General features: G+C 52.4%; 22 protein-coding genes and 1 tRNA gene. 2 read left to right on the forward strand and 21 right to left on the reverse strand.

Annotation, left to right across the window (positions count from 1 at the left end):
- Window positions 1-12 precede the first annotated feature (12 nt).
- The 10 genes from speD to MKZ15_RS17935 form a co-directional block, all read right to left on the reverse strand.
- On the reverse strand, window positions 13-411 hold the full coding sequence (speD, locus tag MKZ15_RS17890; RefSeq protein ID WP_339817205.1) for an adenosylmethionine decarboxylase: 399 nt from the start codon (window positions 409-411) through the stop codon (window positions 13-15).
- 322 nt (window positions 412-733) lie between these two features.
- On the reverse strand, window positions 734-1,318 hold the full coding sequence (locus MKZ15_RS17895) for a non-ribosomal peptide synthetase module (RefSeq protein WP_339817207.1): 585 nt from the start codon (window positions 1,316-1,318) through the stop codon (window positions 734-736).
- A gap of 197 nt (window positions 1,319-1,515) precedes the next feature.
- On the reverse strand, window positions 1,516-2,160 hold the full coding sequence (gene yihA / locus MKZ15_RS17900) for a ribosome biogenesis GTP-binding protein YihA/YsxC (protein WP_213623402.1): 645 nt from the start codon (window positions 2,158-2,160) through the stop codon (window positions 1,516-1,518).
- 51 nt (window positions 2,161-2,211) lie between these two features.
- Window positions 2,212-4,548 (reverse strand): endopeptidase La, encoded by a 2,337-nt coding sequence (gene lon, locus MKZ15_RS17905; protein ID WP_339817209.1) that lies wholly within the window; start codon window positions 4,546-4,548, stop codon window positions 2,212-2,214.
- Between the two features lie 149 nt (window positions 4,549-4,697).
- Complete coding sequence (lonB, locus tag MKZ15_RS17910) at window positions 4,698-6,416, reverse strand: ATP-dependent protease LonB (RefSeq protein ID WP_339817210.1); 1,719 nt, start codon at window positions 6,414-6,416, stop codon at window positions 4,698-4,700.
- A gap of 183 nt (window positions 6,417-6,599) precedes the next feature.
- On the reverse strand, window positions 6,600-7,721 hold the full coding sequence (ispG, locus tag MKZ15_RS17915; protein ID WP_155608617.1) for a flavodoxin-dependent (E)-4-hydroxy-3-methylbut-2-enyl-diphosphate synthase: 1,122 nt from the start codon (window positions 7,719-7,721) through the stop codon (window positions 6,600-6,602).
- A 123-nt stretch (window positions 7,722-7,844) separates the two neighbouring features.
- Window positions 7,845-9,101: an ATP-dependent protease ATP-binding subunit ClpX gene (clpX, locus tag MKZ15_RS17920; protein ID WP_155608616.1), complete on the reverse strand. Its 1,257-nt coding sequence runs from the start codon at window positions 9,099-9,101 to the stop codon at window positions 7,845-7,847.
- Window positions 9,102-9,113: 12 nt separating this feature from the next.
- Window positions 9,114-9,704, reverse strand: a complete 591-nt coding sequence (clpP, locus tag MKZ15_RS17925; RefSeq protein ID WP_155608615.1) for an ATP-dependent Clp endopeptidase proteolytic subunit ClpP — start codon at window positions 9,702-9,704, stop codon at window positions 9,114-9,116.
- Between the two features lie 255 nt (window positions 9,705-9,959).
- Window positions 9,960-11,381, reverse strand: coding sequence for a trigger factor (gene tig / locus MKZ15_RS17930; RefSeq protein WP_193418101.1), 1,422 nt, complete (start codon window positions 11,379-11,381; stop codon window positions 9,960-9,962).
- 249 nt (window positions 11,382-11,630) lie between these two features.
- Window positions 11,631-12,575 (reverse strand): hypothetical protein, encoded by a 945-nt coding sequence (locus MKZ15_RS17935; protein WP_339817213.1) that lies wholly within the window; start codon window positions 12,573-12,575, stop codon window positions 11,631-11,633.
- A gap of 188 nt (window positions 12,576-12,763) precedes the next feature.
- On the opposite strand from MKZ15_RS17935, the gene MKZ15_RS17940 reads away from it, so the two are divergent.
- Window positions 12,764-12,837 (forward strand) — tRNA-Arg (locus MKZ15_RS17940).
- A gap of 740 nt (window positions 12,838-13,577) precedes the next feature.
- Here the strand turns inward: MKZ15_RS17940 and MKZ15_RS17945 are convergent.
- From MKZ15_RS17945 to MKZ15_RS17980, 8 genes are all read right to left on the reverse strand, one after another.
- Window positions 13,578-14,399, reverse strand: a complete 822-nt coding sequence (locus MKZ15_RS17945; protein WP_213623358.1) for an alpha/beta hydrolase — start codon at window positions 14,397-14,399, stop codon at window positions 13,578-13,580.
- 131 nt (window positions 14,400-14,530) lie between these two features.
- On the reverse strand, window positions 14,531-14,662 hold the full coding sequence (locus tag MKZ15_RS17950) for a hypothetical protein (RefSeq protein WP_272491468.1): 132 nt from the start codon (window positions 14,660-14,662) through the stop codon (window positions 14,531-14,533).
- A 202-nt stretch (window positions 14,663-14,864) separates the two neighbouring features.
- A complete protein-coding gene (locus MKZ15_RS17955; RefSeq protein ID WP_339817215.1) occupies window positions 14,865-15,815 on the reverse strand; it encodes an L-lactate dehydrogenase in 951 nt (316 codons plus the stop codon).
- 133 nt (window positions 15,816-15,948) lie between these two features.
- Window positions 15,949-16,848, reverse strand: coding sequence for a nickel transporter permease (nikC, locus tag MKZ15_RS17960; RefSeq protein WP_155606325.1), 900 nt, complete (start codon window positions 16,846-16,848; stop codon window positions 15,949-15,951).
- 12 nt (window positions 16,849-16,860) lie between these two features.
- Window positions 16,861-17,865 (reverse strand): ABC transporter permease, encoded by a 1,005-nt coding sequence (locus MKZ15_RS17965; RefSeq protein ID WP_193418108.1) that lies wholly within the window; start codon window positions 17,863-17,865, stop codon window positions 16,861-16,863.
- Between the two features lie 39 nt (window positions 17,866-17,904).
- On the reverse strand, window positions 17,905-19,569 hold the full coding sequence (locus MKZ15_RS17970) for an ABC transporter substrate-binding protein (protein ID WP_193418110.1): 1,665 nt from the start codon (window positions 19,567-19,569) through the stop codon (window positions 17,905-17,907).
- Window positions 19,570-19,817: 248 nt separating this feature from the next.
- Window positions 19,818-20,819, reverse strand: a complete 1,002-nt coding sequence (locus MKZ15_RS17975; protein WP_339817219.1) for a dipeptide ABC transporter ATP-binding protein — start codon at window positions 20,817-20,819, stop codon at window positions 19,818-19,820.
- Window positions 20,816-21,805: an ABC transporter ATP-binding protein gene (locus tag MKZ15_RS17980; RefSeq protein WP_193418114.1), complete on the reverse strand. Its 990-nt coding sequence runs from the start codon at window positions 21,803-21,805 to the stop codon at window positions 20,816-20,818. The genes MKZ15_RS17975 and MKZ15_RS17980 overlap by 4 nt, the downstream gene beginning before the upstream one ends.
- A gap of 527 nt (window positions 21,806-22,332) precedes the next feature.
- Between MKZ15_RS17980 and MKZ15_RS17985 the strand changes: the two genes are divergently transcribed.
- A complete protein-coding gene (locus tag MKZ15_RS17985) occupies window positions 22,333-22,851 on the forward strand; it encodes a glutathione peroxidase (RefSeq protein WP_339817221.1) in 519 nt (172 codons plus the stop codon).
- Window positions 22,852-22,935: 84 nt separating this feature from the next.
- On the opposite strand, the gene pstA is transcribed toward MKZ15_RS17985, so the two are convergent.
- The 3 genes from pstA to MKZ15_RS18000 form a co-directional block, all read right to left on the reverse strand.
- Entirely contained in the window at window positions 22,936-23,817 is an 882-nt protein-coding gene (gene pstA / locus MKZ15_RS17990) for a phosphate ABC transporter permease PstA (RefSeq protein WP_155606319.1), read from the reverse strand.
- A 3-nt stretch (window positions 23,818-23,820) separates the two neighbouring features.
- Complete coding sequence (gene pstC / locus MKZ15_RS17995; protein ID WP_339822497.1) at window positions 23,821-24,699, reverse strand: phosphate ABC transporter permease subunit PstC; 879 nt, start codon at window positions 24,697-24,699, stop codon at window positions 23,821-23,823.
- Between the two features lie 142 nt (window positions 24,700-24,841).
- Window positions 24,842-25,702, reverse strand: coding sequence for a phosphate ABC transporter substrate-binding protein (locus tag MKZ15_RS18000; RefSeq protein ID WP_155606317.1), 861 nt, complete (start codon window positions 25,700-25,702; stop codon window positions 24,842-24,844).
- Window positions 25,703-25,704 lie beyond the last annotated feature (2 nt).

Here is a 25,704-nt window from a genome sequence, read left to right on the forward strand (position 1 = left end):
ATCTATCAATGTTTAGACGAATTCGGCCCGATTGGAGTCCGGTTCGGCGACTTCCAGCTCGCCCAAACCCCGAATTAGTTTCTTCGCGTACGTTTTCTCTGGATTCAAGACGGTCACCAGGTAATCAATCGCCAGCTGCGGATCAACCATTTCCCCGCAAGTGTAGCAATCAATGGCAACAAACCCTCTCTCAGGATACGTGTGAATCGAGAGATGGCTTTCCGACAACATCACAAGAACAGTAGCACCCTGCGGCTCGAACTGTCTGGACTGAATGGACAGCACGGTGGCTCCACAGGCTTCTGCAGCTTCCACCAGGTGAGCTTCCAACAACCCTGCGTTGTTCAGCACCTCAAAGTCGACTCCCCAAGCATCAACCGCAACGTGTCTTCCGAAAGTTGAATATTCCATCTTCCGGCTCCCCCTTCCTAGGAACAAAATGTTTGAAAAATTTCATCCGCTAGGACCTACGTCATTCACTTCTCGAGGGAAAAATCTCTCGCAACATCTCCATGTCCTGAGTGAATCCTGGTTCCTATATTCTTTTCAACGAGATTAAAAATAACATCTTTTGAGGACAAATGCAACTTATTTTTTCTGGTGGAAAAGCCGCTTCCGCCTGCGGTATTTGGAATAAAAAACTACCCTGTTATCAGGGTAGTTATCACTAGTACATTATGTTGCCGCCCTCCCACAGGTGACTTCAGCCAAGTGGATAAACGGCATAAATTTTTTAAGCTTCGAGAACGAACAATCTGCGCGAGCAATGGCGCAATTCATCGTCAATGCGATCCACGTCCGCTTCGCTGGCAATAAATCGTCGATCAAGCAGCGTATTCACGTCCTTCCGGATACGGGCGATTTCCAACTCGACATCGTTATTCCGGTACACCTGCTGCAACTCTGCCGTCGCATCCTTGAACTCGAACACCAGCTTATAGGAGTCTCGGGAATACTCGACAATTTTGCGAACCCGACCTTCCTGATAATAATACATCATCATGAATCCGTTATAAATTCGAGTGACCATGCCGGAGCCTTTAAAAGCTGCGAACAGCAGTCTCATCACGTTCGTTAAATGGGGTTTTTCCAAGCGGAAAGACATTTCGCAGACATAATAACCGTCCTTACGTTCAAATGGCAGATGCACTTCTTCTCCGCCGTCATCCTCCAGCACGACCACTTGCCCACCGTTGTCTAGCACCTTGACCCGCTGACGTACGTGAGGATCGTATACTTTGTGAACGAACTGCGACATCTGGACTTCCGTTAAACGCATACTGGCATTGACATACTCTGTGGCTAACCGCTGAGCCATACAAATCTCCTCAATTCTTAAATCGCTTTATCATAATTATACACTACGATTCCTGCCGTACGCTCAGCTGCCAAAACGTGAATTCTTGCCATTTTTCAGAAAAAACGGCACTAAGCCGTTTTTATCCTGAACTATCCCGCTGCATGCTCACTTTCCTGCTGAAACTACTTCAAATCCCTTCCGCATCCATCGAATTCTTAACTTTTTCCATTTTCGGCTTCCTCGCCGTCCGGAATCCTATCCTCTGATTCCTCCGAAAGTTCAGCATACCGCGCGATCTGCGCCCATAGCTCGTCCTTTCCAATCCCCTCTTCCGCGGAAAAGAGAATCAGCGGATCGCCCGCCCGCAGTACCAGCCCTTCCTTGATGATCTTCAGATGCTTTTGCCAGCGCGATTTCGGAATCTTGTCCGCTTTGGTCGCAACGACGCAAACGGGTAGATCGTACGCCTTCAACCAATCGTACATCAACTCGTCGTCCTTGGTTGGCGGATGCCGGAGGTCGATGATTTGCAGGACCAGCTTCAGCGTCTCCCGCTCCTGCAAATACTTCTCGATCATTTTGCCCCAGACCTCGCGCTGCGTCTTAGATACTTTAGCGTACCCGTAGCCTGGCACGTCCACGAAATAGACCCGATCATTGATCCGGTAATAGTTCAGATGCTGGGTTTTGCCGGGAGTCGAGCTCGTGCGCGCCAGATTTTTACGGTTAATCATTCGGTTGATCAGCGACGATTTGCCCACATTGGAACGCCCTGCCAGAGCAATTTCCGGCAAGGCGTCCTCAGGATATTGATCGGGGCCAACGGCGCTGATGATAAATTCAGCCTTAGTTACTTTCATCATTCAATTCCTCTCTTGAACGCGGTGTAAGCTTCCGCCGCGCCTTTCATGCTAATGCACTTCGGGATGTTCCACAAGCGCATGCTCGAGCACTTGGTCCATGTGGGACACCGGCACGAACTCCAGATCTTCCTTAACGCTGTCCGGAATGTCGCGCAGATCGCGCTCGTTGTCCTTCGGCATCAGGACTTTGCGATAGCCCGCCCGATGTGCGGCAAGCGATTTCTCTTTCAATCCGCCGATCGGCAGCACGCGTCCGCGCAGTGTAATTTCGCCGGTCATGGCGACGTCCTTGGAAACGTGGCGGTTGGTTAAGGCCGAGATCAACGCCGTAGCGATCGTGATGCCCGCCGACGGACCGTCTTTCGGAATGGCCCCTTCGGGGATATGGATGTGAATATCGTTCTTCTCGTGAAAATCAAGCGGAATCCCGAGCTCCGCCGCTTTGGAACGAGTGTAGCTGAAAGCCGCCTGCGCGGATTCCTTCATGACATCGCCCAGCTTACCGGTCAGCGTGAGCTTCCCGGCGCCTGGCACGACCGTCACCTCGATCACCAGCGTTTCTCCGCCGACCTCCGTCCAGGCCAACCCGGTGACTGTGCCAATCTGGTCCTCCAGCTCAGCCATGCCGTAACGGAATTTCCCTGGGCCGAGATAATCCTTTAACGTGTCCGAGGTGATTGAGATTTGCTCCTTGTCTTCGGATACGATCTGTTTCGCGGCTTTGCGGCATAATGCGGCCACCTGTTGTTCCAAATTACGGACGCCGGATTCGCGGGTATATTCGCGGATGACTTTCAGCAACACGTCTTCACCGATCGCCAGTTGCTCCGGTTCCAGCCCATGCTCGCGTTTTTGCTTCGGCAGCAAATATCGGTTCGCGATCTGGAGCTTCTCCAGTTCCGTATAACCGGGAATAAACAGCGTTTCCATCCGATCGAGCAGCGGACGCGGAATATTATGCACCGCGTTAGCCGTCGTGATGAACATGACGTTCGAAAGATCAAACGGAACCTCGATAAAATGATCCGAGAAGGTGTTATTTTGCTCCGGATCCAGTACCTCAAGCAACGCCGACGAGGGGTCGCCGCGGAAATCGGAGGCCATCTTGTCGATTTCGTCCAGCAGAAACACCGGATTCAGCGTGCCTGCCGTCTTCATGCCCTGAATAATCCGGCCAGGCATGGCGCCGACGTAGGTACGGCGGTGTCCACGGATTTCCGCTTCGTCCCGAACGCCGCCGAGCGAAATGCGGACGAATTCTCGACCCAGGGAACGAGCGATTGAACGAGCCAACGACGTTTTCCCGACCCCCGGTGGTCCGACTAGGCAAAGAATCGGCCCTTTCAGTTTTTTGACCAGCTTCTGTACGGCCAAATATTCCAGGACCCGTTCTTTCGGCTTATCCAGACCATAGTGGTCTTCATTCAGCACCTGTTCCGCCTTGGCGAGATCCAGGTCATCCTCGGTCTTGTTGCTCCACGGCAAGCTAAGCAGCCAATCCACGTAATTGCGGATAACGCCGCCTTCCGCCGAGCTGGCCGGCATTTTCTCCAGGCGATCGATTTCTTTCTCGACCTTCTCCCGAACGTTCTCCGGCAGCCCTTTCTCCTCGAGTTGGGTCCGCAGCTCTTCCGCTTCTCCAGCCCGCCCTTCTTTCTCGCCGAGCTCCTTCTGGATCGCTTTCATTTGCTCGCGCAAATAATATTCCTTCTGCGTCTTCTCCATTTGTTTCTTGACGCGTTGGTTGATTTTACGTTCCAACTCAAGCACTTCGCGCTCGTTATTCAAGATGTCGAGGAGTTTCTCCAACCGCTTGCGGACGTCGATCGTTTCAAGGATTTCCTGCTTATCTTTGATCTTCAACGACAAATGGCTGGTAATGACGTCTGCCAGGCGCCCCGCTTCCTCAATGTCCGATACCGCAGCCAGCGTCTCCGGCGTAACCTTCTTGGATAAATTGATATAATGTTCGAATTGGGTTAACACCGTGCGCATGAGCGCGTCAACTTCCGGATCGACCGTTTCTTCCTCCGGACGTTCTTTGGCCATAACCTCATAATATTCGTCATTATCCAAATATTCGATAATTTCTGCGCGTTCCATGCCTTCCACCAGCACCCGGATGGTACCGTTAGGTAATTTCAGCATCTGGCGCACCTTCGCGACGGTGCCGATGCGAAAGATATCTTCTTGGGTTGGTTCTTCTATGTTCACTTCCGATTGAGAACAGAGGAGAATCAGATTATCTTCGACCATGGCCTTTTCCAGCGCTTTCACGGATTTCTCCCGTCCTACGTCCAAATGCAGCACCATGCTTGGATAGACGAGCAGACCGCGCAGCGGCAGCAGCGGGAAACGCCGGCCTTTGGATTTATGGGGTCCCATCGCTTATGCACCTCCAAACGTTCTCTGTTGATATCATTGCTATTTTAGCAAATGTTACATAAAAACACCAACGAGGAGCGGCCGCTTCAGGCAGCCGCCCCCCCGGAAAGCAAACGAGCCGGACGTTATCGAATTCGTATCTTCCCCGGTTACATCGCCCCGCCTTGCGAAGGAGACTCCGCATGCAGGAAAGGCGCAGGTGCGGTTGCCGGGGCAAACAACTCTCCGCCAATCGGCAGCTCGAGGTTCTTCTCCGCTTCGGGACCAAAGACATGGCGGAACACATCTCCTAATGTCTCGACGGCAATGACCTGCAGCCCTTCCAACCCTTCGAATAACGTTTGCCAGTTGTCCTTCGGAATCAACACTGTAGTCGCGCCTGCCTGAAACGCCGCCTCCACCTTAGCCACAACGCCGCCAACCGGCTTCACTTTGCCGTGGATCCCCAGCTCGCCGGTCATGGCGATCTGATGGTTCACCGGGACTTGCTTGATCGCCGACGCAATGGCGGTGGCAATGGCGAGCCCGGCGGACGGACCGTCGATTGGGGTTCCGCCCGGAAAGTTGATATGAAGGTGATAGTTCGATGGGTTCAGGCCGATCCGCTGCAGAACGGTCAGAACGTTCTCCACCGACCCTTTCGCCATACTCTTGCGGCGTAACGTACGGCTGCCTCCGCCAATTTCCTCTTCGTCCACAACGCCGGTAATATTGTAAAGGCCTTTGCCCTTTTCAGCCGGAACGGCCGTCGCTTCGATCTCTAGCAACGTGCCCATGTTCGCGCCGTACACGGCCAGTCCGTTGACGACGCCAACCGCAGGTTGTGCCGGAATTTTGCGGTCCGGGCGCGGCGCAAGCTGGCTGCTTGTTGCCACCCACTCCAGATCCGACGCCATCAGATGGTCGCGCTTTTCGGTGAGGGCAAGGCCAGCGGCCAATTGGACCATATTAACGGCTTCGCGGCCGTTAGTCGCATATTTCTTGATGACCTCCACCGCTTCCGGACAAGGCTGGAAGCCAATCCGCTTCACGGCATCCTCGGCGATTTGGGAAATTTCCTCCGGCAGCAACGGGCGGAAATAGATTTCCATACACCGCGAACGCAGGGCAGCCGGAATCTCTTGCGGCGAACGGGTTGTCGCCCCTACCAGACGGAAATCCGCAGGCAACCCATTTTGGAAAATATCGTGGATATACGCCGGCGTATTTGCATCTTCAGAGTTATAATACGCACTCTCCAGAAACACCTTGCGGTCCTCCAAGACCTTCAACAGTTTATTCATTTGAATCGAATGCAATTCGCCGATTTCATCGATAAACAAAATGCCGCCATGGGCTTTCGTGACCGCCCCGGGTTTAGGCTGCGGAATGCCGGCAACGCCCATGGCCCCCGCCCCTTGGTAAATCGGATCATGCACCGAACCGATCAACGGGTCAGCGATGCCGCGTTCATCAAATCGTGCGATGGTTGCGTCGATTTCCATAAATTTGGCATCGGTTTTAAACGGAGAGACCGGATTTTTCTTGGCCTCCTCCATCACAACGCGTGCCGCTGCTGTTTTACCTACGCCTGGCGGCCCGTAAATGATCACATGCTGCGGGTTGGCGCTGCAAAGCGCCGCTTTAAGCGCACGCAAACCGTCCTTCTGCCCAACGATGTCGTTCATCGAGGCTGGACGGGTTCGCTCCGCAAGCGGCTTGGTGAGCGAGACGGCCCGAAGCTTGCGTAATTTTTCCATTTCCTTGCGCGATTCCCGGTCCACCGCGAGTCGATTCCCTTTTTGACTACGCAGTTGATTCCAGAAATAAAGCCCGATGACTACGGCAAAGAACATTTGGACCGCCATCAGGATAACATTAAAATCCATACGCGTTACGCCTCCCACACTTATACTGCTTGTTCAAGAAGTCAAACGACTTTTTGAACAACCTCTTGGACTGATACTTGGTAGTATAGCCTTTTCGCTCCAAGGTAAAACAAGGATTTTCAAGTGGTATTACAAAAAACCGCAGCCTGCATCAAGCAGATTGCGGTTTGGGGTAACCTCGAATTAGGACTGGACGTGGGCCCGGTGTTCCTTGCGTCCCGGAATTTCACCGGTCGCCTCGTACACCTCAACGATATGATCGATCTCTTTCTTCAACTCGTTCAGCAACTCGGCTTCCGGCACCTTGCGAATCATTTCTCCGTAGCGGAACAGCAGCCCTTCCCCGCGTGCGCCGGCAATACCGATATCCGCTTCGCGTGCTTCCCCGGGGCCGTTGACGGCGCAACCGAGTACAGATACCTTGATCGGTACCTTCAGGTTCGAGATATAGGCTTCAACCTCATTGGCGATCGAGAACAGGTCGATATCCAGGCGCCCGCAGGTTGGGCAAGAGACGAGCGTCGCAGCGTTGGTGATCAGCCCAAACGTCTTCAATAGCTCGCGCGCTACCTTCACTTCCTCTACCGGGTCGGCGCTTAGCGAGATACGTACCGTCGAGCCAAGGCCCATCGACAAGAGGGCACCGATACCGGCTGCGCTCTTAACCGTACCGGAGAACAAGGTACCGGCTTCTGTAATACCCAGATGCAGCGGGTAAGGAATCACCTCAGCCGCTTTGGTGTAGGCTGCGATTGCCATCGGGACATCTGAAGCCTTCAGCGATACGATAATATCATGGAAGTCCAGCTCCTCCAGAATGCCAATATGGAACAAAGCGCTCTCCACCATCGCTTCCGGGGTCGGATAACCGTATTTCTCAAGCAAATGGTTCTCCAGCGAGCCGGCGTTTACCCCGATCCGAATCGGGATGCCGCGTTCCTTACAAGCTTTAACAACGGCCTCAACCTTCTCTCGGCGGCCGATGTTGCCCGGATTAATCCGGACCTTGTCGATGCCGTTTTCGATTGCCAGCAGCGCCAGCTTGTAGTTGAAGTGAATGTCCGCAACCAGAGGGATATGAATCCGTTTCTTGATTTCCTTGATCGCCGCAGCCGCTTCCTCATTGTTCACCGTCACGCGTACCAGCTGGCAACCCGCTTCCTCCAACCGGAGGATTTCCGCGACTGTCGCTTCAACGTCCGCTGTTTTCGTCGTACACATGCTTTGAATGATAACTTCGTTGCTGCCGCCGATCGTCAGATTCCCGACTTTGACCGGCCGCGTATCTTGTCTCAAGAATGTCATGTCTGGTCTCTCCCATAACGATCAAAGCTCCACCCCCGCAGGAGCCGCGCTTTCTGAGGGCACGACAACCGCAAAGGTGGAGAACCTTGACCTTTATTTTAGCGTGAACAAACGGTTTCCCGCTTACGCGCTTTCTTCTTGTTTTTTGTTTGGCTTAGCGGCCAATTCAGGAACGGTTTTCTCCTGAACGACCTTCTCGGTGATGACGCAGTCGGAAATATCGTCGCGGGACGGTACTTCATACATCACGTCAAGCATAATGCCCTCAATGATTGCACGAAGACCACGCGCCCCGGTATTACGCTTAATCGCTTCCTGAGCGATCGCTTCCAGCGCCTTCGGTTCAAATTGCAGGTTGACGTTGTCCAGCTCGAGCAGCTTCTGGTATTGCTTCACCAGCGCATTCTTCGGTTCGGACAAAATGCGAACCAGCGTCTTCTCATCCAGCGGCTCGAGGGTCGAGATGACCGGCAAACGGCCTACGAATTCCGGGATCAACCCGAATTTCAGCAGGTCTTCCGGCAATACCATCGACAGATATTCGCCCGGTTTAAGATCCTTTTGCCCATCGCTGACCGCATTAAAGCCAATGACTTTCTTGCCGATCCGGCGTTTGATCATTTGCTCCAGACCATCAAACGCGCCGCCGCAAATGAACAAAATATTCGTCGTATCGATTTGGATAAATTCCTGATGCGGATGTTTACGTCCGCCTTGAGGAGGAACGGAAGCGACCGTACCTTCCAGAATTTTCAGCAGCGCCTGCTGCACGCCTTCGCCGGAAACGTCGCGGGTAATCGAAGGATTCTCCGATTTACGCGCTACTTTATCGATTTCGTCGATGTAAATGATGCCGCGTTCCGCTTTTTCCACATCATAATCAGCAGCTTGAATCAGCTTCAGGAGGATATTCTCGACGTCTTCGCCGACATAGCCGGCTTCGGTCAAGGAAGTCGCATCGGCGATCGCGAACGGTACATTCAGGATTTTCGCCATCGTTTGGGCAAGGAGGGTTTTCCCCGAACCCGTAGGACCGAGCAGCAAAATGTTACTCTTCTGCAGCTCGACATCCTCGATCTTGCTTTGCGTGTTCACCCGCTTGTAGTGGTTGTAAACCGCAACGGACAGCGATTTCTTCGCTTGCTCCTGGCCGATGACGTACTGGTCCAAAATATCGCGGATTTCCTTGGGCTTCGGAATTTCCTTGAGATCCAGTTCTTCCTCGTGGCCAAGCTCTTCTTCCACGATTTCCGTGCACAGCTCAATGCATTCGTCGCATATATAAACGCCGGGTCCGGCAACAAGCTTGCGTACCTGTTCTTGCGATTTGCCGCAGAACGAGCATTTCAGTTGTCCTTTTTCATCGTTAAACTTAAACATGTAAACACCCCTTTATAGATTAGTGGGCTTGGAGATAACCTTGTCGATAATCCCGTAGTCCTTGGCTTCATCCGCGCTCATGAAGAAGTCGCGGTCCGTATCGCGCTCGATTTTTTCAAGGGGTTGACCCGTACGATCTACATAGATCTGGTTCAGTTTTTGTCTCGTCTTGATGATCCAGTCGGCATGAATTTTAATATCCGTCGCCTGACCGCGAACGCCGCCAAGCGGCTGGTGGATCATCACTTCGCTGTTTGGAAGCGCGAAACGCTTACCCGGGGCCCCCGCCGTCAGCAGCAGCGATCCCATACTGGCCGCCATACCCACGCAGATGGTGGACACATCAGGTTTGATAAACTGCATCGTATCATATATACCCATCCCCGCGGTAACGGAACCACCCGGAGAATTGATGTACAGGTGAATATCTTTCTCAGGATCTTCGGCCGCCAAAAACAACAGTTGGGCAATCACGAGATTGGCAACTTCATCATCAATAGCGTTGCTGAGAAAAATAATGCGATCTTTAAGGAGTCTTGAATAGATGTCGTACGACCGTTCTCCTCGATTCGTTTGTTCTACGACCATAGGTACCAGACTCATGCGACCAACCTCTTTTCCTTATCAATTTCCCTTACGCTTACGTAAAACATTCTATCATGTTCGAAGCCCCATGTCATTTTTCGCCCCGTACAGTTTATGTTTGTTTTTACACATTATATAACCTAAGGCTTGTCCCGTGCGTAATGGAAATAAATGTATCGTTCGGAGATGAAAAATTAAGGCACGCATTTTATCATACGTGCCCTAACTTTTATCGTGATGTATTCAAAGAAGCGGGTTCAAGGCTAGAGTGAATTACTCTTCGTCTTGGGCTTCTTCGGCTTCGGTTTTGTCGGCGTCTGCTTTCGATTCAGCTTTCGTCGATTTCTTCGTCGTTTTCTTTGCAGCCGGTTTAGCTTCTTTAGACTTTGCTTCCGCTTGCTCGGCTGGAACTTCTTTGCTGTTCTCCAGCAAGAACTCGATCGTCTTGCGGATCAGAATCTCCTCGTTCAAGCTGCCCAAAGAACCATTCGCCGCCAAGATGTTGCGGATTTCTTCCGGCGTACGCTTGTAAGCTTCCGCCATATCGTTCAGTTCTTTGTTGATTTCGTCTTGAGTCACTTCGATCTTCTCAGCCTTCGCAATCGCTTCAAGCACCAGGTTGTTGCGAACGCGTTTCTCGGCATCTCCCTGCATTTGTCCTCTGAGGTCATCCACCGTTTGGCCGGAGAAGCCCAGGAACATGTCCAGGTTCATGCCTTGCGAGCGAAGACGGTTGTCGAAGTCGCGAACCATGTTATCCACTTCGCCATTGATCATGGCTTCCGGAATTTCTACTTCCGCATTCTCGCCGATTTTATCAACGAGTGCCCCTTCACGAGTTGACTTCGCTTCTTGCTCTTTGCGGGAGCTCAGTTGTTTCTTCAGGTCTTCCTTGAACTCAGCAAGCGTATCGAACTCGCTAACGTCTTTCGCGAACTCATCGTCCAGTTCAGGCAGTTGTTTGCGTTTGATTTCATGCACTTTCACTTTGAACACGGCTTCTTTGCCAGCCAGTTCTTCGGCATGGTACGTGTCCGGGAAAGTGACTGTTACGTCCTTAAAGTCGCCGGTAGCTAGACCTACCACTTGTTCCTCAAATCCAGGAATAAACGTGTTGCTTCCGAGTTCCAAGGAATAACGTTCTGCTTGACCGCCTTCGAAAGGCACACCGTCTACGGAACCGTCAAAGTCGATAACAACCGTATCCCCGTTTTGGGCTGGTTCTTCGTCAACCACAACAAGCTCTGCATGACGTTGTTGCAGACGCTCCAGTTCACTGTTGAGTTCGTCTTCGCTGACTTCAACGGTAACGGCAGGAACTTCTACGCCTTTGTAATCGCCAAGTTTCACTTCAGGTTTAACTGTGATTTTTGCTTTGAACTTGAAAGGTTGTCCTTTAGCAAATTGCTCAACGTCCACTTCAGGACGATCCACCGGGAAAATATCCGTTTGATCTACAGCTTCGCTGTACACTTCAGGCAGCAAGATGTCGATGGCATCTTGATACAAGCTTTCCACGCCAAAACGCGCTTCAAAAATCGGCCGAGGCACTTTACCCTTACGGAAGCCAGGTACGTTCGCTCTCTTTGCTACTTTTTGAAAAGCTTTATCCAGTGCGACGGCTACACGGTCCGCCTCCACTTCAACCTCGAGTACGCCGAGGTTCTTCTCTATTTTTTCCCAAGTTGCTTTCATTTTATGCCTTCCCCTCCAAATTTCACATATACTTTAAATACTGAAACCGAATCGCGAATAAAGCAGCTATTTCGAGGCATCTTGCATTAGGGTTCCAGTATAGCTGTCTCTATGAGCACGATCAGAATAACCATTATATTATAAACAACAAAACATCTTTTTACAAGAGCCGATCCTTAGCCAGGTATTGGGTGCGGCAAACGGATTTTTACAAGCTTCATAGAATGATCCTCTTTCTTGTCCCACCCGCTACATTCCGCGAAGCCGCCCCGAAGCGACGAATTTGCCGAGCAACCGGCAGATCTGCTCATACCGAAGCCGCAGCCCATCGGTAATCCCGTACATGGCGCGAATTTCCTCATCAGTTTGGCTGCCGGACAAGCTATCCGCTACCATTTGATGTAATGCTGCCGCCCAAATATCGATCACCGAATCTTCCTCGCTTAGGAGCGAACGATAATCCACCGTTCCGTATAAAGCCATGACGAACTGCGACCATAACTCTTGGGCGAAATAAAAAAGAGTCGGATCATGAACCTGCGTCAGATCTCCTACGCGGTCCAATACGGACTGCACGGCAGGGGGGAAATCCTCCGGTTTAAGCGGGACGGCTTCGATCTCCACCTCCACCCGCTCGCCTCCGCGCGTAAATACCAGCGTCCCTGTCGTTCCACGGCGTCGCAGCGTTTGCAGCACCCGGTATTGGAGTAGCGGATGAAGCTCCTCCCGGGTAATCCATCCGATCAGCGCATCATCAACTTCTGGCCGATCCAGGTAAGCGAGTTGTTCAAGAGCCAGAAACGTCTGTTCCGATAGCGGTTTGTCCCTCACGGTATGTAATAATTTGTCCGCATAACCCGCATCTTCAGCCAGTTTGGCCTCTGCGAGCCGGCGTGCCAACATTTCTTCGGTTTCATCTTCATCCTCGAGACCCTGCGAATCCGTCATGCCGTTCTTCAGCGCGGGAAATGCGCCAATCAGCCAGTCAAGCAAAGCCTGCCATTCCTCGTAATGCCGTGGATCCTCACCCTGGCACTGAAGCAGGAACTGCAGAAGTTCTACGGCCTCCCCGTATCTTTCCGTCTCCAGCATGCGGGTCAACTCGATCTGATAGTAATCCAGTGTTTTTGGAAACAAGACGATGTTGTCTTTCTCATCGGGTCGTAAACTGCTGATAAGGGCACCTCCTTTCATCCGAATAGCAATTAATTGAGATTATAGCATAGTCCCCGGCGAAGACAAAAACCTTATGTCTGAGCGGGTAGCCCTGGGCGCCTAGATCATGCGTCTGTAGCGCTCCTGCCAATTTTATCTTATGGTTCTTGATCCTGCACACTTCATATGATATAATATTTTTTGCTTGTGTTTTTCATATTGAAGATGTCCCAGTAGCTCAGCTGGATAGAGCAACGGCCTTCTAAGCCGTCGGTCGGGGGTTCGAATCCCTCCTGGGACGTAACTAAAAACACTCTCCTAATGGAGAGTGTTTTTGCATTCACAGGTTGGGATGAGAACCCCCGGTGGGGGTTCGTCGAAGCGAAGCCGCCCGCCCAAGCGGGGCGGTTGAGCGGAGTCTCGAGCGCTGCGAGAGTACCCCGACTGGTACAAAAAGAGCACCCATATGGGTGCTCTTTTTGGATATATCCCAGGTTGGGATGAGAACCCCTAAGGGTTCGTCGAAGCCTGGTCGTTGCTGCCGCCGAAATCTATTCGAAATTTCGATTATATTCAAATCAAAACGGCAGATATCGTGAATTCTATACGAAATTTCATATAGATTTTGGGCTTTTAGCCTCCGCCAGGTCAAATATGTATGAAAAATCAGCTATAATTCGCCAAAAACTCTGGAATCCGCGGATTCTATTCGATTTTTCGCATACATTTCAAACGAACGCCGCCACCCTGCGCCCCACTCCCCGCCCCCGCGCCGTTTCCGACACAAAGAAAGAGCCGTTTACTAACTAATTCCCTCTACTCTCGTTCGGATACAACCTCTGCAAATGCTCGACCGACTGCCGGATTCATTCACGCCACACGTCCACATCGATATTGGCGACTTTTCTTCAGGCAGGATCATCCGGCGCGAGTTAAAGGCTTGGTCTTGAACTCATACGTTCCGGAACACCTCCACCAAATTTCACCCGGGTCAGTCAAAATCGTATTCTAGTCTGCCTACCACAACCCGATCTCAACTCATCATTCCTTATCCCAAGCTTCTTCAACCCGATCCAGCCACTCGTTCACCAACACGTTAAACGCATTTTCCTGATCGATCTGTAGGTTGTGTCCCGCCCGATCCATGACGGCAAACGTACCGCGTGGATACTGCTCCAATAATTGAAGCGCATCGGCATACCCAACCGTCGCATCCTGCTTGCCGAGCAAGAATAACGAAGGAGCTGCAAACGCCTCCTGATCGATGGAAAAAGAAAACCCATACCGCTTCCGAATCTTGTCCAAAAAAGCCGCATCCGCCAGACGGCACCCGGGGACGATCTCCTCGGCATACCTTTCCCAAGCGCGTCGGTCTAAAACAACCCCCATCGAGCGAAAATCCGCGTACTCCTCGGGTTGTAGTTCGGCAATTAGCATCGGGTCCTCGTAAAATACTGTATGCGGTGGTAACGCGCGCTCCTTGTCCGGTACAACCATAGGGCAAATCAACGCCGCACCCTCGACTCGCTGAGACCGACGGGCAATGATCCCTCTTGTCAAATACCCACCGTATGACTCGCCGGCTACCGCGAAGTTCGATTCGGGGATCAGCTTGTCGATCAGTTCCAGCACGGCGTCCAGCATCCCGTCCGTACTCTCGATATCCGCATAATTGCGTGAGCGCCCCATCCCCGGTAAATCAAGGTAGATCCGCCGCCAACCTTCACGCTTCTCGAACACCGGCTCCATACAGCCGCTCATCAGCCGATGATCGGGCGTGAAACCGTGAATCATCACGATCGGGCGCCCCGAACCCTTCTCTTCATAATAAAGTTCTGCTTGGCTTACCTTGCAAAATGGCATATGAATACCCTCCCTATGCTTAACTTCTCTCATCATAAACCGAATGTATGTTCCTGTAAAGTCCTAAACATTCCATTATCATCCACCATAGCCAGGAATGAGCTCGTCGTTTAACCGACTGCCCCCCCTCTTCACCGGGCCTCCTTCGCCAATCTAACCGGGTTCACCGAGAAGATACGCAGCGTGTCGTAAAATCCCTCCACAAAAATGCCGATCGCCTGGCTGGCCGCATCGTCCCCGAGCTCCGCCAGAATGGATATCACGATGTCCCCCGTCGTTTCCGGGACCTCCTTCAGCTTTTTTTCTACTATATAATGAAGAAGCCTTCCGGCAGAACCTCCTTGAGGATGATCTAACGCTCCCACCCGGAACTTACATGATGAAGGTACACACCTCTTCAGAAAAAAAGAGCACCGATCCGTTCGGATCGATGCTCAGAGGCTGCCAATTACCTGCAGCCGCAGATTAAGCGTGGAGACTGGCGATCGCCGTCTTCATAATCCCGCAGGAATGCGCGAATTTGCGCTGTTCCTCCCAAGTCAAGTTCAACTCCAGTACCTCTTCGATCCCACCATCGCCAATGATGGCGGGCACCCCGGCGCAGACGCCCGTCTGCCCGTACTCTCCCTCCAATACAGCGGAGACGGCGATGATCTTATGCTCATCATTCAGTATGGATCGCACGATGTAGGCCAGCGCATTGCCGATCCCGAACTGCGTATTGCCCTTGCGCGTAAATATTTCCCAGCCTGCGTCCTTGGTCTTCTGCGCAATTTCGTCCAAATCGACGTGGCGGAACCGCTCCTTGTGCTGCTCCAGAATGTGCAACAGCGGCTTCCCACCTATCGTGACATGTGACCAGGCGACAAACTGCGATTCGCCGTGCTCGCCCATCGCGTACCCGTTAACGCTGCGCGGGTCGATCGAAAACACCTCCGACAGCAGCGTTTTCAGCCGGGCTGAATCGATCGAGGTGCCGGTGCCGATCACTCGATTCCTCGGGAACCCGGATACCTCGCGCACGATGTACGTGACGATATCGACCGGATTTGCGGCTACAACAAATACCCCGTCAAACCCTCCGCCGACAATGCGACTGACGATATCCCGCGTGATTTTTTCCGCCTCTTCCAAGACGTCCAGTCTCGTTTGCCCTGGCTTCGGATTCGCCCCCGCTGTCAGTACAACCACATCCATATCGCGGCAATCTTCCAGCCGGCCGGCCGAAACTTTCGTGCGAGCTTGCGTAAAATCCATGCAATGCGATAAATCCAGCGCATGCGCCACCGCGCGATCATACGTCCGATCAATCATCATGATCTCGTCGCAGACCGATTGGTTGATCATGGAATAAGCGCAAGCCGTTCCGACCAGACCGGATCCGACAATCGTCACTTTTCTAGCTTTTCTGGCCATCCCGCCGCCTCCTCATCCTTGCCACTCTCTTTAGCTTACGCCTAAATTATACCCGCAAACTCATACTCCGTATATTAGGCACAGCACACAAAAAAACTGCCGGGAAACCTCCCGGCAGTCGATTCTTAACAACTTAACTCTTCATCCGAGGATCCAGTGCGTCGCGCAAACCGTCGCCCATCAGGTTAAACGCAAGTACAGTCAGCATGATCGAAACCCCCGGGAATACGACCGTCCACGGAGCGGTGGCGATAAACTGACGCGAGTCGGACAGCATTTTGCCCCATTCCGGTGTAGGCGGCTGCGCTCCTAGACCGAGGAAGCCAAGGGCGGCTGCTTCGATGATCGCTGTGGCGATACCTAAAGTGCCCTGTACGATAATCGGCGTCAAGCTGTTGGGCAGGATGTGCCGCAGCAAAATCGCGCTGTTCTTCATCCCGATTGCACGAGCGGCGGTAATATACTCTTCATTTTTCAAACTCAATACCTTCGCCCGAACTAGCCGGCCATAGGTCGGAATGTTAACGATAGCGATGGCGAGCAGCGCGTTCTGCAGAGACGGGCCAAGAATGGCCACGATCGCGATCGCCAGCAAAATGCTTGGGAACGCCAGCAAAATATCGAATAAGCGCGAGATCACCATATCGATCCATTTGCCATAGAATCCCGCCAAAATGCCGAACAGCGTCCCCAGAATAATCGATCCCACCACGGAAAACGTCCCCACCCACAAGGAGATGCGGGCGCCGTATAGCACGCGGGTAAACAAATCCCGCCCGAGATCGTCTGTCCCGAACCAATGGGCCGAGGACGGAGCCTTCAATCGATCACGTAGTGCCTGCGTATCGTATTCATAAGGGGCGATGACCGGGGCCAGTAGCGCGATTAAGATGAAGAAGCCGATCATGATGAGGCCCACCATCGCGATTTTATTCTTGCGGAACGCTCTCCACGCATCGCGCCAAGGTCCGGAAACCTTCTCGGCCGGGATGGAGGTAGTTCCGTTAGATGTTGCCGTAGTTGCTTGTGCCATGGTTTCCCTCCTTTACCGGTAACGGATGCGCGGATCCACCGCTGCATACAGCAAATCCACAATCAGATTAATGACGACGAACAGAAAGGCAATAATCAGGATGCCGGACTGAATGACCGGATAATCACGCGAGCTGATTGCCTCGTAAATGTACCGTCCTACGCCCGGCCAGGCGAAAATCGTTTCGGTCAGAACCGCGCCGCCAAGCAACGCACCTGTTTGTAGACCGATGACCGTCAGCACGGGAATAAAGGCATTTTTCAACGCATGCTTATAAACGACGATGAATTGCGACAACCCTTTGGCTTTAGCCGTACGAACGAAATCCGAGTTCATGACTTCGAGCATGCTGGATCGCGTCATTCGGGCGATGACCGCCATCGGAATCGTACCCAGAGCCACACTTGGCAAAATCAAATGCTTGCACACCGTCCATAACTGATCCCATCGACCCGCGATGAGGCTGTCGATCAGATATAGATTGGTGACGGCTTCTACCGGATCCCGTTGATTCATGCGCCCGATCGAAGGCAGCCAATGGAGCTTGAGCGAGAAGATCCACTGTTCCATCAACCCTAGCCAGAAGATCGGCATCGACACCCCGATGAGCGCGATCAGCATGCAGATGTAATCGAACCAAGAGTTTTGCTTCCAGGCGCTGATAATGCCGGCGTTCACGCCGAAGAAAATCGCAAACGCCATGGCCGCCACGGTCAATTCTGCCGTTGCCGCCAGATACGGAGTGATCTCTTGGGCAATCGGCACTCTTGTGCGGATCGATTGCCCAAGATCCCCTTTCAGCAAATCCCCCATGTACGCGAAATACTGCTGATACCACGGATTGTTCAGGCCAAGCTGCTCGCGAAGCGCCTCTTTGGACTGCTCGGTCGCTTTCTGACCCAGAATCGTTTCCGCAGGATCACCGGGAATCGCATGGATAATGGAAAATACGATAATCGTCATGCCGATCAGGACAGGAACCATGATGAGGATTCGTTTCAATACATAAGCTTTCAAGATGAGGTTCACCTGCCAGAGGCGTTAAGATACCGCCTGTTATTCGAAATAGATATTGCTGTAGTACTCCGTACCTGTCGGCGCCGGGACATAACCTTTCAGATTTGCTTTCGCTGCCAAGAGCGGCGTCGTATGCACGAGCGGAATCCATGGAGCGTCGGCTTTGATAATTTCTTGAGCTTGTTTATACAACTCTTCACGTTTCGATTGCTCGGTTTCTTTTTGCGCCGCGACTAATAATTCATGAAGCTCGTCGTTCGCATAGTAGCTGTAGTTGTTAGACGGAATCGCGTCTTTGTCCAGCAACGTGTACAAGAAGTTGTCAGGGTCACCGTTGTCGCCGGTCCAGCCCAGCATGTACAGATCGTCTTTCTCGCCGGCTTGTGCATCATCCAGATAAGTGGCCCATTCCGGAGACTCAATGACAACCTTCACGCCAACGGCTTCGAAGTTTTGTTGAATGACTTCGGCAACTTTTTTGCCGTCTGGCATATACGGACGGGATACTGGCATGGCATAAAAGACGTATTCACCAGGCAAGCCGTTCGGATAACCTGCTTCCGCCAGCAATGATTTAGCTTTCTCTGGATCAAACTCGTAATCGGCGATGCTGTCGTTGTAGCCCCACAGGGACGGCGGCATCGGGTTCTTGGCAGGTTCCGCTTGGCCGGCGAAGAAAGCGTCAATGATCGCTTGCTTGTCGACAGCATAGTTCAGCGCTTGTCTTACTTTCACGTTGTTAAACGGTTCTTTCTTCGTGTTGAAGCCGACGTAACCAACGTTGTTGGAAGGACGCTCGATCTTTTGCAGGTCCGGGTTGGCTTCCAGCGTCGCCAGATCGTCCGGGCTCAAGTCTTCCATCAAATCGATCTCTCCGCTTTGCAAGGCATTGAAGCGTGCAGAGTTGTCCGGAATCGAGCGAACGATGACTTTATTCAGCTTCGGAAGGCCTTCTTTCCAGTAGCTTGCGTTCTTCTCCAACGTGATCGAATCGTTGCGTTTCCACTCTTTGAACACGAATGGACCTGTGCCAACCGGTTCGTTCTTGAAGTTCTCCTTCTTCTCCTGGATGGCCGTTGGGCTGGCGATTCCGAAGGAGGTCATAGCCAGGTTTTGCAAGAATGGAGCTTGCGGCTGGTTCAATGTGAATTCTACCGTGCTTGGGTCAACGGCTTTAACCTCTTTAATGACGCGTTTGCCGTCCGGACCAAACATGGAATCATAATAGTCGAAGGAGTCGCCTTCGAATTTGAATTCGCTGCTCGGATCCGTCCAACGGTTGAAGTTGAATACGACCGCATCGGCGTTAAATTCGGTGCCGTCATGGAATTTCACGCCTTGACGCAGCTTGAAGGTGTATTTCAAACCGTCATCGGACACGGTCCAGCTGTCGGCAAGGGAACCCTGAACCTCTGTAGTTCCTTCTTTGTACTCCAGCAGGGAGTCGAACACTTGGTGCGCGATTTTCAGCGATTCTCCGTCCGTGACGATCGCCGGATCCAGGGATGCAGAATCCCCACCGCGACCGACAATCAAGGTGTCTTGGGCGGAATTAGCCGGAGCGTTCGCTTCCGTATTCGTACCCGCATTGGTTCCGCCAGTATTGCTGCTGCCGGCATTGTTGTTCCCTCCGCAACCCGTCAAGGCAACGGCTGCGCTAAGCATCATGACTAAAACGACACTACTCCATCTCTTTGCTTTCATATTGTGGCTCCCTTCTGAATCACGATATATAATTTCTTGTTTATAAGAAGCCGGGCTTAGTTCCCAGCTATAAACCATTATGGTAGTTCAAAACGTCATCCTTCGATCACGATGCAAGTCAGGTGGAGCATCATCGGCGTCGAATCTTGAATTTAGCCGGTCCTTCCGTTGCTCACGTAGCTTCCAGCTACGCTCCGCTACTCACTCCCTAGCTTCATCCAACCTTCTCGGTGCTCGAAACCTAACCCTTACGCTAAACTCGCGCTTCCTGCCGTCTTCGCTTCCGTGAACAAGTGGCACGCCGTCAAATGGCCCGCTTCCGTCTCGGCCAACTCTGGGCGGTGCGTCCGACAGACCTCCATCGCCATCGGACACCGCGTATGGAACGCGCAGCCGACCGGCGCATTGGCCGGGCTGGGCACTTCGCCCTGCAGGATGATCCGTTCTGCCTTCTTGTCCGGATCGGGCTCCGGAACCGCGGACAGGAGCGCCTGCGTGTACGGATGCTGAGGCACCGAATATAACTTGTGCTTGTCGGCGATCTCGACGATCCGGCCTAGATACATCACCGCGACCCGATCGCAGATATGCTTCACGACGCTAAGGTCGTGGGCGATAAAGATATAAGTCAAGCCGAATTCCTCCTGCAGATCCTGAAGCAGGTTCACCACCTGCGACTGGATCGACACGTCGAGCGCCGAGACGGGCTCGTCGGCGACGATCAGCTTCGGCTGCAAGGACAACGCCCTTGCAATGCCAATCCGCTGCCGCTGTCCGCCGGAGAACTGATGCGGATAACGCTGCAAATGACTTTGTGTCAGGCCAACGACGTCGATTAATCGGTCGATCATCGCTCGCCGTTCCTTGGCGTTGCCCACGCCGTGTACGATCAACGGTTCCTCAAGGATACGTTGTACGGTATGGCGCGGGTCCAGCGATGAGAATGGATCCTGGAATACGATCTGCATATCTTTGCGTTTCTTACGCAGCGCTTCCGGAGACAGGGCCGTGATTTCTTCCCCTTCAAACATCACTTTCCCGCTGGTCGGCTCGATCAACCGGAGCAAGGAACGGCCTGTCGTCGATTTCCCGCAGCCGCTTTCCCCTACCAGCCCAAACGTTTCGCCCTTATTCACCGTAAACGAGATGTCGTCCACTGCTTTGACGAATTGTTGTGTCTGGCCGAACCAACCGCCCCCGAGGGGATAGTATTTTTTTAGATGCTCTACTTGCAGTAATGGTTCACTCATACGACTTCCTCCTGTGGCGTTTCATGGAGCCAGCACCGGCAGTTGTGCGCCGTTTCGTATTCCCTCAGTTCGGGCAGCTGTTCCAGGCAAATCGGCATTGCGTGCGGACAACGTTCGGCAAAGCGGCACCCCTTCATCTGAGTGTTCAAAATGGGCACGTTGCCTGGGATGGAGAACAGTCGCTTGCGTTCCTCGTCCATACGCGGCACTGACTTGATCAGCCCTTGCGTGTAGGGGTGCAGCGGATTTTTGAAAATATCCCGTACACTGCCTTCCTCTACGACCTTTCCGGCATACATGACCGCAACGCGGTGGCACATTTCAGCAACGACCCCAAGATCGTGGGTAATCATCATCACGGCGGTACCATTCTCTTCGTTCAATCGCCGAATGAGGTCAAGGATTTGCGCCTGGATGGTCACATCGAGCGCCGTAGTCGGTTCGTCGGCGATCAGAAGCTCAGGATTACAGGAGATCGCCATCGCGATCATGACCCGCTGCCTCATCCCGCCGGATAACTGGTGGGGATATTCGTCGATAATGGCTTCCGGTCTTGGTATGCCGACCTTTTTCAGCATGTCAATCGTATGCTCGCGGGCTTCCTTTTTACTTAACCCTCGGTGCAACCGGACCGTCTCTCCAATCTGCTGGCCGACCGTAAACAATGGATTCAGCGACGTCATCGGTTCCTGAAAAATCATCGAGATGGAGTTCCCGCGAATCGATCGCATTTCCCGTTCTTTCATCGGGACGATATCCTGCCCTTTAAACAAGATCGACCCGCTGGTGATTTTGCCGGGAGGCTGTGGGATGAGCTTTAAGATCGACAATGAGGTTACGCTCTTGCCGCAGCCCGATTCCCCAACGACGCCTAGCACCTCCCCCGGATTGACATACAGGTTCACGCCGTCCACCGCAGGGATTTCGCCTCGATCGGTAAAAAAGTGGGTGTGCAAATCCTCAATCTGCAAAATGGGTTGAATCATGTTACAGCCTCTTTTCCTGAAAAAATGGAATATCGCGGTTTCGACAATGTCCGTCAATGGCAGACAAATGTGCAAACGTTCTATCTTGCTGTGATTTGCTAAAGCAACAAGTTATACAACTACCTTCCAACTCTGTTTTGCAGAAGGTCGGACCCTGTCGTTTTGTCCCTATAGAGCGGACGAATGTATATTCTCACTTCCTCACTGCAACCAACTAAAGTCCAAACTTAAGCAACCGCTGTGATCGAAGCGATATATGATAAATCACATTTTTTTGCCGTTTTTTCGCTAAAAGTGACGATTAATCGAACTATGGTCAATTGAAGTGTTAAGTTAACTGACACAAAACAGAAAAATGTTTGTTTGATAAGTTACTTTACAGCATTTTCACAGGATAGACAATAGAAAATTTCTTAATGTCATGTCTATGACAGCTATTCTTCGGGCGATCTATTCAAATTTGAAATATTGGGAACTTTTGGAGTAGAATAGAGGTAAACGTTATCAATTATGCGAGAGGTGATGTTATGAGTTCAGAGCCTAAGGGCATCTACGATATCGAGGTCCGTACCATCTCGGGCGAAACAACGACGCTTGCACCTTACCAAGGCCGCGTACTATTGATCGTGAACACCGCCAGTGCCTGCGGGTTGACTCCACACTATGCTGGGCTGCAGCACCTGTACAGCGAATACAAGAACCAAGGCTTCTCCGTCCTTGGCTTTCCTTGCAACCAATTTGCGGAGCAGGAGCCGGGAAGTGAAGAAGAGATTAAGACGTTTTGCGAAACGAATTATCAGGTCACCTTCCCGCTCTTCGCTAAAATCGACGTTAACGGAGCGCAAGCTCACCCGTTGTACCGATATCTGCGGGAGCATACGCCAGATCCTTACGACACCGGTGATATCGAGTGGAACTTCGTGAAATTCCTTGTGGACCGGGAGGGAGCGATCGTCAAGCGGTACGGCGCCCGCACCGAGCCCGCGGAAATCGAATCGGATATCCGGGATCTGCTGACCCGTCCATCAGCAAACCACGGTGCTTGAGAACTAACAGGTATACCGCCAAAATAAAGCCGCAGGAGCAAATCGCTCCCGCGGCTTTTCAAGTTTTCCTTCCTACGCCTGGCATTATCTCTTCAGTTTACGATTATTGAACCAGAGCGGTACGCGGAACACCAAGTTGATCAACAGCACGACGAACACGAGTACGGCGGCCGATTTGTCGGCGATCTCCCGGGCATCCTCGACGATCGCCTCCGATTGGACGTACCAAAGATGAACGGCCAAGGTTTCTCCGGGGGAGAACAGATTGAAGTCCCACATTTCTCCCGAAGTACTGAGTCCTGCCGTCAAAATGATGACGGCCGACTCCCCGAATGCGCGGCCTGCCACCAGACAGATTCCGGTGACGATCGCCTGCATCGCCACAGGGATCACGACCGTACGGATCGCTTGATAATGGGTGGTACCCAGCGCGTAAGCCGCATTTCTGAGATCGTTTGGCACGGCGCGAACCGCCTCTTCCGTTACCCGAGCCAGCATGGGCAGGTTGAGGAATGCCAGGCTAACCGCCCCGCCAAGGATCGTGAGGCCGATCCCGAAATATTCCGCGAAAATCGCCAAGCCCAGCATGCCGAAGACAATCGAAGGCACGGAGGACAACGATTCCACGCAAATGCGCAGCACTTCTGTAAACCGATTGTTCGGTGCGTATTCCGCCATATAAATGCCCGCGCCGATGCCAATTGGAATCGAGATCACCAGCGAGAGGAAGAGGACGTAAAAGGAGTTGAACAGCATCGGACCGATGCCGCCGCCGGCATCGATCTCCTCCGGCAGCTTGAACAGAAACCCCCAGGAAATTTGCGGCAGCCCTTTGCTCAGGATCGTAAACAGCAGCCAAGCAATCAACAGCAAGATCAGCGCTCCCAATCCATAAAAGACACCGGTGGCAGCGCGGTCCCACAGCAAGGAACGGCTAAATTTTCGGGATCGTTGAAACCCGTTCATTGGCTACACCTCTCTCTTTCGTCCGACGTAGCGGATGAGCAAAATCAGGGCGAAGGAAATGAGCAGCAGCAAAAACGCCATCATATGCAAGCTGTAATTCCAAGTAGATTCGAACTCTACGTTGGAGATTTGCATGACGATATTACTCGTCAACACCGAGGCGGGCGCAAACAGCGACTTTGCCAGCTGAGGCGTATTCCCGATGACCATCACCACAGCCATGGTCTCGCCGATGGCGCGGGTCATCCCTAAAATGATAGCGGCAACGATACCCCGTCCGGCCGCCGGCAGCACGGCTTTAAAGATGGTCTGCAACCGAGTCGAGCCCAAGGCGTAGGAAGCGTCGCGATACTTCTTCGGTACGGCCGAGATCGCATCGTCGCTGATACGGCTGATCGTTGGCAGTATCATGATCGTCAGAACCAGTGCGGCAGCCAGAAGCCCGTCGCCCAAACCCTCGCCGCTCAGATCGCGGAGGAATGGAAGCAGCACCGTCAACCCGAGATACCCGTAAACAATCGAGGGGATGCCGACCAGCAGGTCCAGCAGCGGACGGATGATTTTTTTGAGCCAATTTGGGGCAATTTCTGCGATCAGGATCGCCATCCCTACGGAAATCGGAACCGCGATGATCATGGTCAACGCAGTTAAGGACAACGTGTTAATGATAAACAATGCAGCACCGAACCGATCCTCCTCCGGCGTCCAATTGAAGGAGAAGAAGAATTCTGCAAACGAAACCTCCCCGAAGGTCAGAATCGCGGTCCTGCCGATAAAGAAAACGACCATTGCCAGTACGAGGCATAAGGCCAAAATGCTGAACAGAAAGTAATTCTTGAATAGCCGGTCCATCAGCCGTGCCCGTTTATTCCCGGCCGTCAGGCCATGCGGGTCACGCTGGGGTTTGGATGCCGCTCCGGCGTGCGATGCGGTATGTTGAGCAGGTAGATTCACCCTGGTTCCTCCCATGCGTAAGACCAGCCCCGTAGGTGATGGGGCTGGCCGGGTTAATGCAAGCTTCTGCTTATTTCATTGCCGAAATCGGAATGAATTTCAATTTTTTCAGGGAACCTTCTTGGAACTTCTTGCTTTGTACGTATTCGATAAATGCTTTTGTCGCGCCGGTTGGTTGACCCTTCGTCATGTAATAACCGTACGACCAAATTTTATATTTGCCGTTGATGACATTCTCCACCGAAGCTTCAACTCCGTTGTGCTTCACGGCTTTAATGTCTTTCCCGCTGATATACGTTAAATCGATGTAGCCGATCGAATTCGGCGTCGTGGCTACGGCTGTTTTCATGTCGCCGCTGGAGCCAACTTCCTTGTAGTTCTTTTCTTTTTTCACGATATCCCCGCCACCGAGCGCTTTGGCTTGGTAGTTAACGCGTGTGCCCGAGCCAAACGAGCGAGTAATGACCACGATATCTTCGTCATCGCCGCCAACCTCTTTCCAGTTGGTGATTTTACCAGCGAAAATGCCCTTCAGTTGCTCGGTCGTCAGACTGTCCACGCTCACGCTCTTATTCACGATCGTAGCAAACGGAATCACTGCGACTTTGTTGGCTACTTGCCCGTCGAACGCCTTAAATCCGGGAACGTCTGTGCTGGCATCCCAGTCGCAAGCGCCGATTTGCGCGATCCCCTTCTTAACCGCTTGAGGTCCAGTTACGGAGCCTTTACCGGAAGCAGCGATCTTCACTTTCGGATGCAGCTTTTGAAACTCCTTGGCGGCTTGCAAAGTCAGAGGTAGCAACGCTGTCGAGCCGTTAACCGTAATTTTGCCCTTAAGGTCATCCTTCGCCCAAGCAGAGCCCGAAATCGTCGTCGACAGCAGTACTGCCGAGGCTACCGCGACCAATGATAATTTTTTCAACCAGTTCATTC

Origin of the sequence: Paenibacillus sp. FSL R7-0216, from assembly GCF_037969915.1 — a bacterium.
In the GTDB taxonomy this organism is placed as follows: domain Bacteria; phylum Bacillota; class Bacilli; order Paenibacillales; family Paenibacillaceae; genus Fontibacillus; species Fontibacillus rhizolycopersici.

Excerpts from the sequence above, each read along its gene's own strand:
- speD (WP_339817205.1), bottom strand. The coding sequence starts at position 411 with ATGGAATATTCAACTTTCGGAAGACACGTTGCGGTTGATGCTTGGGGA.
- MKZ15_RS17895 (WP_339817207.1), bottom strand. The coding sequence starts at position 1,318 with ATGGCTCAGCGGTTAGCCACAGAGTATGTCAATGCCAGTATGCGTTTA.
- yihA (WP_213623402.1), bottom strand. The coding sequence starts at position 2,160 with ATGAAAGTAACTAAGGCTGAATTTATCATCAGCGCCGTTGGCCCCGAT.
- lon (WP_339817209.1), bottom strand. The coding sequence starts at position 4,548 with ATGGGACCCCATAAATCCAAAGGCCGGCGTTTCCCGCTGCTGCCGCTG.
- lonB (WP_339817210.1), bottom strand. The coding sequence starts at position 6,416 with ATGGATTTTAATGTTATCCTGATGGCGGTCCAAATGTTCTTTGCCGTA.
- ispG (WP_155608617.1), bottom strand. The coding sequence starts at position 7,721 with ATGACATTCTTGAGACAAGATACGCGGCCGGTCAAAGTCGGGAATCTG.
- clpX (WP_155608616.1), bottom strand. The coding sequence starts at position 9,101 with ATGTTTAAGTTTAACGATGAAAAAGGACAACTGAAATGCTCGTTCTGC.
- clpP (WP_155608615.1), bottom strand. The coding sequence starts at position 9,704 with ATGAGTCTGGTACCTATGGTCGTAGAACAAACGAATCGAGGAGAACGG.
- tig (WP_193418101.1), bottom strand. The coding sequence starts at position 11,381 with ATGAAAGCAACTTGGGAAAAAATAGAGAAGAACCTCGGCGTACTCGAG.
- MKZ15_RS17935 (WP_339817213.1), bottom strand. The coding sequence starts at position 12,575 with ATGAAAGGAGGTGCCCTTATCAGCAGTTTACGACCCGATGAGAAAGAC.
- MKZ15_RS17945 (WP_213623358.1), bottom strand. The coding sequence starts at position 14,399 with ATGCCATTTTGCAAGGTAAGCCAAGCAGAACTTTATTATGAAGAGAAG.
- MKZ15_RS17955 (WP_339817215.1), bottom strand. The coding sequence starts at position 15,815 with ATGGCCAGAAAAGCTAGAAAAGTGACGATTGTCGGATCCGGTCTGGTC.
- nikC (WP_155606325.1), bottom strand. The coding sequence starts at position 16,848 with ATGGCACAAGCAACTACGGCAACATCTAACGGAACTACCTCCATCCCG.
- MKZ15_RS17970 (WP_193418110.1), bottom strand. The coding sequence starts at position 19,569 with ATGAAAGCAAAGAGATGGAGTAGTGTCGTTTTAGTCATGATGCTTAGC.
- MKZ15_RS17975 (WP_339817219.1), bottom strand. The coding sequence starts at position 20,819 with ATGAGTGAACCATTACTGCAAGTAGAGCATCTAAAAAAATACTATCCC.
- MKZ15_RS17980 (WP_193418114.1), bottom strand. The coding sequence starts at position 21,805 with ATGATTCAACCCATTTTGCAGATTGAGGATTTGCACACCCACTTTTTT.
- MKZ15_RS17985 (WP_339817221.1), top strand. The coding sequence starts at position 22,333 with ATGAGTTCAGAGCCTAAGGGCATCTACGATATCGAGGTCCGTACCATC.
- pstA (WP_155606319.1), bottom strand. The coding sequence starts at position 23,817 with ATGAACGGGTTTCAACGATCCCGAAAATTTAGCCGTTCCTTGCTGTGG.
- MKZ15_RS18000 (WP_155606317.1), bottom strand. The coding sequence starts at position 25,702 with ATGAACTGGTTGAAAAAATTATCATTGGTCGCGGTAGCCTCGGCAGTA.